Here is a 12880-nt window from a genome sequence, read left to right on the forward strand (position 1 = left end):
AACATGTGAGGAGCAGGGTCGATGCGAAGGGTTATTCAGATAGTGGCGGCGCTGGCAAGCCTGTCCGTCACCAGCGCGACAGCGGTAGCGCAAAGGCCAACCGGCTATCCGCGTTCCTATGACGATCTGATCGGCGATGCCCGTGCCGAACGGCAGGTCATCGTCTATGCCAATGCCGACACGTCGGAAATGGCACCGGTCATCCTGGCGTTCCAGCGCCGCTATCCCGGCGTCACCGTCAGCTATTCCGACCTCGGGTCGAACGAGATGTTCCGCCGCTTCTCGACCGAGGCGCGCAGCGGCCGGATGTCGGCCGACCTGGTCTGGTCGTCGGCGATGGACCAGCAGGTCAAGCTCATCAACGACGGCTTTGCCCAGGCCTATGCCAGCCCCGAAAAGCCCGCCCTGCCCGCCAACGCGGTGTGGAAGAATATGGGCTTTGGCGTCACCGCAGAGCCGATCGCCTATGTCTACAACAAGAAGGCGATTGCCAATCCGCCGCGCAGCCATGCCGCGCTGGAGGCGATGCTGCGCAAGGATCGCAAGACCCTGACCGGCAAGGTCGCGACCTTCGATCCCGCCCGCTCGAACACCGGCTATCTCTATCTGACGCAGGATTATGCCATCACCCGCGACACCGGTTCGCTGGTCGAGGCGATGGCCGCGACCCGACCGCAACTGCACATCACCACCGAACCGATGCTGCGCGGCGTGGCCGAGGGCAAATTCTCGATCGCCTATAATGTGATCGGCTCCTACGCGCAGGAACGCGCCCGCCGCGACCCGCGCATCGGCGTCGTCTTTCCCGAAGATTATACCATCGTGATGTCGCGCATCGCCTTCATCGCGCGCGAGGCGCGGCACCCCGCCGCGGCAAAACTGTTCCTCGACTTCCTCCTCTCGCGCGAAGGGCAATCGCTGCTCGCGCAACATAGCCTCTGGCCGGTGCGGACCGACATCAACGGCCGCCGCCTGCCCGCTGCCCAGGCCCGCTCGATCCGCGTCGGCCCGCAGCTTCTCGTCAATCTCGACCGCCTCACGCGCCAGCGCTTCCTGCGCGAATGGCAGGCGGCCCTTATTTCCGGAGCCCGATAAGCATGTCCCATCTGATGTTGCGCGGCGGTTGCGCCGCGCTGGCACTGATCGTCGCCACGCCCGCCCTCGCCCAGGCGCCCAGCGCCGATGACCTGGCCGCACTGGTGAAGGCCCAGGCGGCCGAGATCGCCGCGCTCAAGGCCCGGCTCGACAAGATCGAGGGGCAACAGGCCGCCGCCCAGGCCGCGACGCCCCCCGCCGCTGCGCAGCCCGCGCCGCAAATGGCGCAGCAGGACACGGCCCCGCCGCTGGTCATCGCCCCCTTCGCGCCGCAGATCGTGCCCCCCGGCCCGGCCGATATCGACGTGGCCCAGGCCCGCGCGGTCGCCGCCAATCCGTCCGGCGTCACCACCGAATGGGGCGCGGGCCTGCCCGTCTTCCGCTCGGCCGACGGCGTCTTCACCTACAAGCCGCGCGGCCGCATCCTGGTCGACGTCAGCTCGACCATGGGGTCGAAATATGGCGGCCGCAACACCACGACGACCGGCATGCGCGCGCTGCGCCTGGGTCTGGAAGGCGGCGTCGGTCCGCATTTCTTCTACCAGTTCGAAAGCGATTTTTCGGAGAATGAGGTCGACATCGTCACCGCCTTCCTGGGCTATCGCAACAAGATCAGCAGCAAGGTCGATTATGACGTGCGCGCGGGGCACCTGTTCAACGACCGCGCCTTCGAAGGCAGCACCGGTTCGGACTCCACCCCCTTCCTGGAACGCGGCGTGGTGTCGACCGCCATCATCCCGCAGCGCGGCTTCTACGGCATCGGCATCATGGGCCGCATGTTCGGCCCCAACTGGCATGCCTCGCTCAGCGTGACCGGCGACCGCGTCGATGGCGAACAGGCGACCAATGACAGCCGTACCTTCAGCGGCCGTGCGCACTGGAACCCAATCAAGACCGATCGCTCGCTGCTCCATGTCGGCGGCTGGTTCTTCGACGAAGCCCTGTCGTCCGCCGCGACCACGCTGACCCGCAGCACCGTCATCGGCGGCCGCTTCAACGGCGCGGTCCGCGTCACCACCGGCGAACTGCTCGGTGGCCGCTCGACCACCGGCTATGGCGCGGAACTGGGCGGCTATGTCGGCGGCCTTTGGGTGATGGGTGAGGCCGGCCGCCGCATCGCACGCCTCGACGGCGGACGCCCCAGCTTCGAAAGCAAGGCCTGGAGCCTGTCGAGCGGCCTGTTCCTGACCGGAGAACTGCCGCCCTACAACCCGCGCCTCGGCAGCTTCGGCCAGCCCAATGTGCTCGACCCCGTGCTCGACGGCGGCCTCGGCGCGATCGAGCTGACCGCCCGCTACGAAAATCTCGATTATACCGACCTCGTGCTGGGCGGCGACGGCTGGGCCGCGACGCTGGGCGTCAACTGGTATCTCAACAGCTTCACCCGGATCCAGCTCAACGGCATCCAGTGGCACACCAACAACCGCGCCGGCACCTACACGGGCGGCGATGACGGCCAGACCGTCAGCGCCCGTGTCGGCGTGACCTTCTGATCCTCCTTCCTCCAGCCCCCTCAAGGACGCAGCGATGAATCTTGCCCTGCTCGGCTTCCTGATGGTCGCCACCTTCATGACGCTGATCATGACCAAGCGGATGACGCCGCTGGTCGCGCTGATCGTCATCCCCTCGCTGTTCGGCGTGATCGCCGGTCAGGCCGCCGGCCTTGGCGACATGATGATCGACGGCATCAAGAATCTGGCGCCGACCGGCGTCATGCTGCTGTTCGCCATCCTCTTCTTCTCGACCATGACCGACACCGGCCTGTTCGACCCGCTGGTCGCCCGGCTGGTGAAGATCGTGCATGGCGATCCGCTGCTGATCCTGCTGGGCACGGTGGTGCTCTGCTCGATCGTCAGCCTCGACGGCGACGGGTCGACCACCTACATCATCACCATCGCCGCGCTGCTTCCCCTCTACAAGAGGTTCGACATGAACCGGCTCTATCTCGTCTGCCTGCTGATGGTGACGAGCGGGATCATGAACCTGACCCCGTGGGGCGGGCCGACCGCCCGCGCCGCCAGCGCGCTGAAGCTGGACCCGGCCACCCTGTTCCTGCCGCTCATCCCCGGCATGATCGCCGGCCTCGCCTTCCTGCTCGGCCTCGCCTTCTGGTTCGGCATCAAGGAACGCCGGCGCCTCGGCAAGGTGCAGGCGCGCCAGTCGGTCGCCCCGTCGGACCTGGGCGTCTCGCAATATCCCGAAGCGCGCCGGCCGCATCTGCGCTGGTTCAACGGCCTGCTGGTGGTGGCGCTGCTCGTCCTGCTGGTGTGGGGCGTGCTGCCGCTCTCGGTGCTGATGATGATCGCCTTCGCCATCGCGATGATCGTCAACTATCCCGGCGTCGCCCAGCAGAAGGAACGGATCGCCGCCCATGCCGGCAATGTCCTCTCGGTCGTGTCGCTGATCTTCGCCGCCGGCATCTTCACCGGCATCCTCGGCGGCACCGGCATGGTGGAGGCGATGAGCAAGGAAGTCGTCGGCGTCATCCCGCCCGCGCTCGGCCCCTATATGGCGCCGATCACCGCCCTGCTCTCCATGCCCTTCACCTTCTTCATCTCCAACGATGCCTTCTATTTCGGCATGCTGCCGATCCTCGCCGAAGCCGGCGCCCATTATGGCGTCGAACCGATGGCGATCGCCCGCGCCTCGCTGATGGGCCAGCCGGTCCATCTGCTCAGCCCGCTGGTCCCCTCCACCTATCTGCTGGTCAGCCTGGCGGGCGTGGACCTGGCCGATCATCAGCGCTTCACCCTGCTGCCCGCCGCCGCGGTCGGCATCGTCATGACCCTGGTCGGCATGATCGCCCTGGCCTTCCCCTTTGTCGCCTAGGGGATTGGATACACTTCTCCGCTTCCTGGCGGCGCTTGCCGTCGGGGCGGCCGGCGGCGCGCTTTTCTGGTCGATCCATGCGCCACTGCCCTGGGTGCTCGGATCGATGGCGGCCTGCGCGGTCGCCAGCGTCGCCGGTTTGCCGATTCAGGCCTCCGCCGCCACCCGCCGCCCGATGGCGGCGGTGATCGGCGTGGTGCTGGGCAGCAGCTTTGGCCCACACCTGTTGCCGCAGGCGCGCGACTGGATCATCCCGCTCGCCGCCCTGCCCTTCTTCCTCGCCACCGCCGCGCTGCTGTGCGTCACCTATTTCCGCAAGGTCGCGAAGTTCGACCCTGCCACCGCCTATTTCGCCGGCATGCCCGGCGGCATTGCCGAAATGGTGGTGATGGGCGCCGAACGCGGCGCCGACGAACGCGCCATCGGCCTGATCCATGGCGCGCGCATCTTCCTCGTCGTCTTCATCCTGCCCTTCCTGATCCGGCTCGACCATGCGCCGGTCGCGGCCAGCGCCATCACCCCGGTGACCGGCGATGTCGCCAGCTGGTCGCTGCTCTTCTGGGGGCTGGGCTGCGCGCTGCTGGGCCTGCTGATCGGCCGGCTGCTGCGCCTGCCCGCCTGGCATCTGGTCGGGCCGCTGGCGGTCAGCGCCGCCGTGCATATGAGCGGCCTCGCCGATTTCCGCATTCCCGGCTGGGCGCTGGCCGCGGCACAGGTCGGCCTTGGCGCCACCATGGGCTGCCGCTTCGTCGGCCTGACATTGAAGGAATTGCTGCGCATCCTGGCGCTGGCGGCGGGGTCGACGGCGATCCTGCTGGCCGTCACCTTTGCCTGGGCGGCGGGGATCGGCACGCTTGCCGGGGTCGATCCGGTGCTGCTGACGCTCGCTTATTCGCCAGGCGGCCTCGCCGAAATGAGCATGGTCGCGCTCAGCCTGGCGCTGGAGCCTGGCGTCGTCGTCATCCACCATCTGACCCGCGTCATCCTGGTGCTGATCGGCGCGCCGCTCGGCTTTGCCTCCATGGGGCGGAAGAACGGGGCCGACTGACCGGCCCCGCCATTCTTTTTATCAGAACAAGGTGATGAGGCCCGTGGCCGGGTCGATCGCCCCTTCATAGATCATCTTGCCGGCGACATAGAGGATCACGATCAGGCCGAAATAGGCGATCGCGCGATAGCGTTCGATCACGCGGGCCAGCAGGTTCGCCGCCACGCCCATCAGCGCCACCGACAGGACAAGTCCGATCACCAGGATGCCGGGATGCTCCCGCGCCGCGCCGGCCACCGCCAGCACATTGTCCAGGCTCATGCTGACATCGGCGATCGCGACCGCCCAGGCCGCCTGGGCAAAGCCCTTGGGCGCCGCCTTGCCGGCCATATGCTCGGCATCTTCCGGTTCGCCATGCGCGCGCAGTTCGCGCCACATCTTCCAGCCGACCCAGACCAGCAGCAGGCCGCCGGCAAAGACCAGGCCGACAAGCTGCATCAGCTGCGTCACCAGCAGGGCAAAGGCGATGCGCAGCACCAGCGCGGCGATCACGCCGATCGCGATCACCTTGCGCCGCGATGCGGGTGGCAGGCCGGCCGCCAGCGCGCCGACGACGATCGCATTGTCCGCCGCCAGCATGATGTCGATCAGCACCACCTGGCCAAAGGCCGCCAGCGCGGATGGAGAGCCAAGATTGGAAAAATCGGCGACTATGTGAGTCCAGATGTCGTTCATAAATCCTCTCGCCGTCCCGCAAGGCAACGACGTGAAGAACATCACCGCCGCAGCGAACAGCCTATTGGGTGTGAATTGGGCCGCCGCCGATTAGCGAAGCAGCCTGTCATCAACCTTTCAGCCGCGTTGTGCAGACATGGTGCGATGCCGCTGGCGCGGCTTGTTGAAGAAACGGATCGCCAGCCACCCCAGCAGCAGCGGCACCAGGCACAGGCCCAGCGCCATCATCGCGAAATGCTCCGCCTCGAAATCGAAATGGGTCAGCCGGCCGCCAGCCAGATAGCCGGGCAACAGCAGCGCCGGCACCCACAGCAGGGCGGACAGGATATTGGCGATCTGGAACGGGCCATGCGGCATCTTCACCACGCCCGCGACCACCGGCACGGTCGAGCGGACCGGCCCCAGGAAGCGGCCGAGCAGCACCGAGATGAAGCCATAGCGGCGAAAGAAGAGCCGCGCCCGCGCAAAGGCCAGCCGATGCCCGCGCAGCCAGCGATGGCGATAGATGGCCGGCCCGACCGACCGCCCCAGCGTATAGGATACCCAGTCGCCCAGGATCGCGCCGAACACGGCGCAGGCGAACACCGGCGCCGGATCGACCAGCCCCGCCCCGATCAGCCCGCCGACCGCGATCATCGTGGCGATCGCCGGCACGAACAGCCCGATCACCACCAGCGATTCGAAAAAGGCCAGCACGCCGATGATCGGCCCGCTCCACCAGCCATAGCGGGTAATCATGTCCAGGATGAGATCAGACAGGTCAGACATGCTCGATCAACGCACCAACAGGGAAGGAGTCGCAACCTAGGGCGATCCGATGAGCCTTTGGTTAACCGATGGACGAGCTGTTTCCTGTCTGCGGCCGGACGGATGCTGTCAATGATAGTTTCTCAACCGATCCCGCCATGGCTTTGCATTTCCCGACAAACGGCTAGAAACCAGTCGCTTGCCACGAAAGGGCCATGACATATGGAATATCGCACGCTCGGTCGCACTGACCTCTGGGTCAGCCTGATCTGCCTTGGCACCATGACCTGGGGATCGCAGAACAGCGAAGCCGAAGCGCACGCCCAGCTCGACTATGCGATCGGCCAGGGCGTCAATTTCATCGACACCGCCGAAATGTATCCGGTCACCCCGGTCAGCCGCGAGACCCAGGGCCTGACCGAAGCCTATATCGGCAGCTGGATCGCCGGGCGGAAGAAGCGCGACGACATCATCCTGGCGACCAAGGTGGCCGGCCCCGCCCGCGATCCCTCGCGCGGCATCCGCACCGCGGACCGGCTCGATCGCCGGAACATCGAACAGGCGATCGACGACAGCCTGCGCCGGTTGCAGACCGACTATATCGATCTCTATCAGGTCCACTGGCCCGACCGGCCGGTCCCCTCCTTCGGCGTGCGCGGCCTGTCCGCCCTGGCCGACCGGCCCGACACCGTCCCGATCGAGGAAACGCTCGATGCCCTTGCCGATCTGGTGAAGGCGGGCAAGATCCGCCATGTCGGCGTGTCGAACGAAACCCCCTGGGGCGTCAGCGAATATCTGCGCCTGGCGCGGGACCAGGGCCTGCCCCGCATCGCGTCGATCCAGAACGCCTATAATCTGCTCAACCGCGTGTTCGAAATCGGCCTGTCCGAATTTGCCCTGCGTGAAGATGTCGGCCTGCTCGCCTATTCGCCGCTCGCCGGCGGCAATCTGACCGGCAAATATCTGGGCGGGGTGATCGCGCCCGGCACCCGCCGCGACGTGGCGCGCCAGTTCGTCCGCTACGACCTGCCCGGCCAGGCCCCGGCCGCCGCCCGCTATGTCGCGATCGCCCATGCCCATGGCCTTGATCCCGCACAGCTCGCGCTCGCCTATGTCAACAGCCGCCCGTTCGTCACTGCGACGATCATCGGCGCGACCTCGCTGGACCAGCTCAGGGCCGACATCGACAGCGTCAACCTGACGCTCAGCGCCGACGCCATCGCCGCGATCGAGGCGGTCCATCGCGACCTGCCCGATCCCTGCCCCTGATCGGGGCCGGCCGCCGCGCTACAACGTCAGCCGGAACAGCGCGCCGCCGGACGGCGCGCTGTCGATCTCGATCGTGCCGTCATGTGCCAGCAGCACCTGCCGCCCGAGGCTCAGGCCGATCCCGCTGCCGGTCTTCTTCGTGGTGAAGAAGGGCAGGAAGATGTCGTGGCGCAGCGCCTCGGGCACGCCGGGGCCATTGTCCGCCACCTCGATCCGGGTGCGCCCGGCGCTGATCGCGGCGATGCTCAGCGACACTTCCGGCCGGTCGCGATGGCATTCGGCCGCATCCGCCGCATTGCGCAGCAGGTTGATGACCACCTGCGCCAACAGGTCGGGATCGGCATCGATGCGATGGTCCGCCGGGCTGACCCGCACCTCCAGATGCACGCTCGCGCGATCGGCATCGGCCGCGAACAGCTTTGCCAGTTCGTCGGCAAAGGGCCGCGCCGCGAACAGGCGGCGGTCGACCAGCGGCGGGCGCGTGATGGTGCGATAGGTTTCGACGAAATGCATCACCCCGTCGGCGCGCCGGGCCAGCGTATCGACGGCAGCACGGGCATCGGCGATCAGCGGATCGCCGCCATCGTCCGCCTGCGCCATCAGGTCCGACGCGGTGCGGGCGAGCGATGTCACCGGCGTCATCGAATTCATGATCTCATGCGTCAGCACGCGGATAAGGTCGCTCTGCGCCGCCACCTCGACCGCGTTCAATGCCTGCTGGATCACCTGCACCGCAATCACCCGCGTCGCCCCGCCCAGCCGGGTCAGGCTGGCGCAGCGGATCAGCACGCGCTGCGGCCCGATATCGGTCTCGATCAACATGGTCTGGCTGCGCCCCGGCTCCAGCGCGGTCAGCGTCGCGGCAAAATGACCGCCATAGGGGGCATAATCGTCCGGCCGCACCCCGGCATGGCGGTTGAACAGCTTGCGCGCCGCCTTGTTCACCGGCTCGATCCGGCCATCGGGCGCGATCGTCAGCAGCGCGGCGGGCGCATCATCGGCCAGCGCCTCGTAGAAGCGCGACGCCTCTTGCAAGCGCACCCGATCGTCGCGCAGCTTGCGGATGCCGCGATCGAGCGCCGCGCCCAGCTGATCGAAGCCGCTGTCCGATCCCGGCCGGGCGAAGCGCGCCTGCAGGTCGCCGAACTCGATCGCCTCGACAAAGCGGGCCAGCTCGAAATTGGCGCGGCGCACATGATGCCATAGCGCCATAGCGCTGACCGCCGCGCCGATCGCGCACAGGATGCGCACGGCGCCCAGGTCCGGCGTCATCAGCGCCCAGGCGAGCGCCGCCAGGCACGCCATCGCCATGACGAGCCGCAGCGCCAGGCCGATCGAGAAGCGTCGATCAAAGCCCATGTTTTTCCATGCGGCGATAGAGGGAGGCGCGGGTCAGGCCCAGCTCGGCGGCGGCGCTGGATATATTATAGCCATGCTTCATCAGCGCGGTCTCGACCAGCCGCCGCTCGACCCGTTCCAGATTCATGTCGTCGGGTGGTGGCGGCGCTTCCACCACGGCGGCGCGGTCGATCCGGACCGGCTCCGAACTGCCATGGCTGCGCAGCGGGATATCCTCGATGCCAAAGGGTGCGTCCCCGGCCAGGATCACCGCCCGCTCGATCGCATGGCGCAGCGCGCGGACATTGCCCGGCCAGTCATAGGCGACCAGCGCCGCCATCAGCTCGGGCGCGATCGGATGCACCGGCCGGGCATATTTGCGGGCATAGAGCGCATGATAATGGGCGACCAGCGCGGGAATATCCTCGCGCCGCTCGCGCAGCGGCGGCAGCACTATCTCGACCGTATTCAGGCGGAACAGCAGATCCTGGCGGAACCGCCCCTCGTCCGCGATCTGCCCGGCGCTCAGGTTCGTCGCGGCGATCACCCTGATGTCCACCGGCACCGGCTTGTTGGCGCCCACCGGCGTCACCTTGCGCTGCTCCAGTGCGGTCAGCAGCTTGGGCTGCAGGTGCAGCGGCAGATTGCCGATCTCGTCCAGGAACAAGGTGCCGCCATCGGCCGCCTGCAACCGCCCGATCCGGTCGGTCCGCGCATCGGTGAAGGCGCCCTTCACATGCCCGAACAACTCTGAATCGATCACGCTCTCGGCCACCGCGCCCAGGTCGACCGGCAGCATGATCCGCTCGGCCCGGCGTGATCGGCGATGCAATTCGCGCGCGACCAGTTCCTTGCCCGTGCCATTCTCGCCCAGGATCAGCACATTGGCGTCGGTCGGCGCGGCACGGTCGATCAGTTGCTGCACCCGCGCCATCGCCGGTGACGTGCCGAGCAGCGGCGTTTCGCCCGCCGGCGCGGCCGCGATCATCGCCACCTTGTCCTTCTGCGCCACTGCCTTGCGCGACGCGCGCAGCGCTGCGGCCGTGCGCACCGTCGCCAGCAGCCGCTCGTTCGACCAGGGCTTGGTCACGAAATCGGTCGCACCGCGCTTCATCGCCTCGATCGCGACCTGCACCCCGGCATGGGCGGTAATCATCACGATCACCGCCTGCGGATCGCGCGCCAGGAAACGGCCGAGCCATTCGAACCCTTCCGCCGCATTGGTTGCCCCGCGCGAGAAATTGGCGTCGAGCAGGAACGCTTCGGGGGTCAGGCCGGCGGTCGCGGCAAAGGCGGATTCGGGGTCGCGAAAGGTCAGCACCTCGCCAAAGATCGCGCGCAGCAACAGGCGCGCGGCCAGCAATATGTCGTCATCATCATCGATGACGACGCACAGCTCGAATGGCTTCTCCTGTGTCATCCGCCCCTCTGTCATCCGTTCGCTCCCGTACAGCGCCTGTCCGGAACCGTGCAATCAATATCCGTGCCAGACCCGTCGCGGCCCGCATCCCGTCCCGCACATGCCCGCAAAAAGGCAACTGGCACGCCGCTTGCGAAGCATCGGGCAAAGGGCATGTGCCCCAAGTCCAGATGGAGACTGACAATGTATCGCCGGCCCGGCCCCTCGCTGTCAAAACCGCTTTCGATCCTGCTCGGCATCGCCGCTACCCTGCTGGTGATGGCCGCGCCGCAGGCCGCTTCCCGGCCGTTCGGCTGCGAAGCACCGCGCCATATGGCGGCCGAGGCCGGGCATCTCCGCTGCCCCGCCCGCGCCGGCACCGGCTGCAAGCCCTTCCTCGCCTGATGTTCGGTATCGGACAAGCAATGTTCGAAATCGGACAGTGGAGCCGCCGCGCATGAGCGTCGTCAGCATGCCGAGCGAAACGCCGCGGGCCGCCTCGCCCACCAGCGGCGGCGCGATGGACCGGGTGGTGGCGCGCAAGACCCTGCCGCTGCGCGCCAAGGTCGCACTGGGTGCCGCTGGAGTGATCGCGCTGCTCGGCACCGCCTGGTATTATATGCCCAGCAGCAACAGCCAGACCCTGCCGGCCGACCGCATCGTCGTCTCCACCGTCAGCCAGGGCCGGTTCGACGATTTCCTGCCGCTGCGCGCCCGCGTCACCCCGCTCATCACCGTCTATCTCGACGCGATCGAGGGCGGCCGGGTCGAAGAGGTGCTGGTCGAGGATGGCGCCACCGTCCAGAAGGGCCAGTTGCTCGCCCGCCTGTCCAACGCCGAGCTGCAACTGTCGGTCCTCGCCCGCCAGACCGAAGTGACACAGCAGCTCAATTCCATGCGCAGCCAGGAACTGGCGCTGTCGCAGAACCGGCTCACCAACAACCGCGCCATGCTGGAGGCCGATCTCGACCTCAAGAAGGCGCAGCGCCAATATGAGCGGGAAGCGCCGCTGGCCGCGCGCGGCTTCGTCGCCGGCCGGACCTTTGCCGACACGCGCGACGACCTTGCCTATCAGCGCGACCGGCGGGCCGTCCTCGCCCATACCCAGCAGACCGACGAGCGGCTCCAGACCAGCCAGCTCGCCCAGTTGCGCGCCTCGGCCGAAACGCTTCAGTCGAGCCTCGGCGTCGCCCGCGCCAGCCTGGAGGCGCTCAATCTGCGCGCGCCGGTCGCCGGCACCGTCTCCGCCTTCTCGATCCAGGTCGGCCAGTCGATGGCGCGCGGCGAGCGGCTGGGCCAGATCGACAGCCCCGGCCGCAACAAGCTGGTCGCCGGGATCGACGAATTCTATCTGCCCCGCGTCCAGCTCGGCCAGACCGCGACGGTCGACTGGAACGGCAAGAGCTATCGGATGAAGGTCGCGAAAATCTATCCGACCGTGCGCAACGGCCAGTTCGAGATCGACCTGCAATTCCTCGACGGCGAACCGCCCCAGATCCAGCGCGGCCAGACGCTCCAGGCCAAGCTGACCCTGGGCGATCCGGTCCGCGCGCGCCTCATCCCCAATGGCAGCTTCTACAATGACACCGGCGGTGCCTGGGTGTTCGTGGTGACGCCCGACGGCGGCGAGGCGGTGAAGCGCGCCGTGCGCCTCGGCCGGCGCAACGCCGACTATATCGAGATCCTCGACGGGCTGGAGCCCGGCGAGCAGGTGCTCACATCCCCCTATACCGGGTTTGCCGACAAGGATCGGCTGATCCTCGAAAAGAAGTGAAAGGCAAAGACATGACCCAAGCGTTGCTCAGCCTGCGTGAACTCAGCCGCGTCTATCGCACCGACATGGTCGAAACCACCGCGCTCGACGCGATCGACCTCGACATCTTCCAGGGCGAATTTGTCGCGATCATGGGCCCGTCGGGCTGCGGCAAATCGACCCTGCTGAACATGATCGGCATGCTCGACAGCCCGTCGAGCGGCTCCTACCGCTTTGGCGATACCGAGATTGCGGGCCTGCCCGAACCCAGGCTGGCGGGCATCCGCAAGACCCATCTGGGCTTCATCTTCCAGAGCTTCAATCTGATCGACGAACTGAGCGTGGCCGAGAATATCGAGCTGGCCCTGCTCTATCACGCCATGCCCGCGGCCGAGCGCAAGGCGAAGGTCGAGGCGGTAATGGACCGGGTCGGCATCGCCCATCGTGCCCGCCACCGGCCCAGCCAGCTGTCGGGCGGCCAGCAGCAGCGCGTCGCCGTCGCCCGCGCGCTGGTGTCCGAACCGCGCCTGATCCTGGCCGACGAACCGACCGGCAACCTCGACACCAGCCATGGCGAGGAAGTGATGAAGATGCTCCAGACGCTCAACGCCGAAGGATCGACCATCGTCATGGTCACCCATTCGCCCGCCCATGCCGATTATGCCAGCCGCGTCGTCCACATGCTGGACGGCCGCATCCTGCAGGAACGGCGCCGCGCCGCCTGATA

General features: G+C 67.3%; 12 protein-coding genes. 8 read left to right on the plus strand and 4 right to left on the minus strand.

The window, feature by feature from the left end; translation table 11 throughout:
• The first annotated feature begins 21 nt into the window (after window positions 1–21).
• The 4 genes from AC0KVN_RS09780 to AC0KVN_RS09795 are packed head-to-tail and all read left to right on the plus strand — an operon-like array spanning window position 22 to window position 4972.
• Entirely contained in the window at window positions 22–1095 is a 1074-nt protein-coding gene (locus AC0KVN_RS09780) for an ABC transporter substrate-binding protein (protein WP_435566795.1), read from the plus strand.
• 2 nt (window positions 1096–1097) lie between these two features.
• Window positions 1098–2588, plus strand: coding sequence for an OprO/OprP family phosphate-selective porin (locus AC0KVN_RS09785; protein WP_435566796.1), 1491 nt, complete (start codon window positions 1098–1100; stop codon window positions 2586–2588).
• A 34-nt stretch (window positions 2589–2622) separates the two neighbouring features.
• Window positions 2623–3924 (plus strand): CitMHS family transporter, encoded by a 1302-nt coding sequence (locus AC0KVN_RS09790; protein WP_004208055.1) that lies wholly within the window; start codon window positions 2623–2625, stop codon window positions 3922–3924.
• A gap of 4 nt (window positions 3925–3928) precedes the next feature.
• Window positions 3929–4972 carry an AbrB family transcriptional regulator gene (locus AC0KVN_RS09795; protein WP_017501375.1) on the plus strand — a complete coding sequence of 348 codons (1044 nt, stop codon included), beginning with the start codon at window positions 3929–3931 and terminating at the stop codon, window positions 4970–4972.
• Window positions 4973–4993: 21 nt separating this feature from the next.
• On the opposite strand, the gene AC0KVN_RS09800 is transcribed toward AC0KVN_RS09795, so the two are convergent.
• Window positions 4994–5647 (minus strand): TerC family protein, encoded by a 654-nt coding sequence (locus AC0KVN_RS09800; protein WP_185703952.1) that lies wholly within the window; start codon window positions 5645–5647, stop codon window positions 4994–4996.
• A gap of 117 nt (window positions 5648–5764) precedes the next feature.
• On the minus strand, window positions 5765–6415 hold the full coding sequence (locus AC0KVN_RS09805) for a DedA family protein (RefSeq protein WP_004208058.1): 651 nt from the start codon (window positions 6413–6415) through the stop codon (window positions 5765–5767).
• A gap of 201 nt (window positions 6416–6616) precedes the next feature.
• On the opposite strand from AC0KVN_RS09805, the gene AC0KVN_RS09810 reads away from it, so the two are divergent.
• A complete protein-coding gene (locus tag AC0KVN_RS09810) occupies window positions 6617–7663 on the plus strand; it encodes an NADP(H)-dependent aldo-keto reductase (protein WP_010335553.1) in 1047 nt (348 codons plus the stop codon).
• Between the two features lie 18 nt (window positions 7664–7681).
• Here the strand turns inward: AC0KVN_RS09810 and AC0KVN_RS09815 are convergent, their stop codons facing one another.
• Both AC0KVN_RS09815 and AC0KVN_RS09820 read right to left on the minus strand, forming a co-directional pair.
• Window positions 7682–9022, minus strand: coding sequence for a sensor histidine kinase (locus tag AC0KVN_RS09815; RefSeq protein WP_004208060.1), 1341 nt, complete (start codon window positions 9020–9022; stop codon window positions 7682–7684).
• Window positions 9012–10421, minus strand: coding sequence for a sigma-54-dependent transcriptional regulator (locus AC0KVN_RS09820; RefSeq protein WP_435566797.1), 1410 nt, complete (start codon window positions 10419–10421; stop codon window positions 9012–9014). The genes AC0KVN_RS09815 and AC0KVN_RS09820 overlap by 11 nt, the downstream gene beginning before the upstream one ends.
• 183 nt (window positions 10422–10604) lie before the next feature.
• Between AC0KVN_RS09820 and AC0KVN_RS09825 the strand changes: the two genes are divergently transcribed.
• The 3 genes from AC0KVN_RS09825 to AC0KVN_RS09835 are packed head-to-tail and all read left to right on the plus strand — an operon-like array spanning window position 10605 to window position 12878.
• Window positions 10605–10805, plus strand: coding sequence for a hypothetical protein (locus tag AC0KVN_RS09825; RefSeq protein WP_435566798.1), 201 nt, complete (start codon window positions 10605–10607; stop codon window positions 10803–10805).
• A 52-nt stretch (window positions 10806–10857) separates the two neighbouring features.
• Entirely contained in the window at window positions 10858–12174 is a 1317-nt protein-coding gene (locus AC0KVN_RS09830) for an efflux RND transporter periplasmic adaptor subunit (protein ID WP_435566799.1), read from the plus strand.
• 11 nt (window positions 12175–12185) lie between these two features.
• Entirely contained in the window at window positions 12186–12878 is a 693-nt protein-coding gene (locus AC0KVN_RS09835) for an ABC transporter ATP-binding protein (protein WP_004208064.1), read from the plus strand.
• Window positions 12879–12880 lie beyond the last annotated feature (2 nt).

Source organism: Sphingobium sp. SG1 (assembly GCF_057063145.1).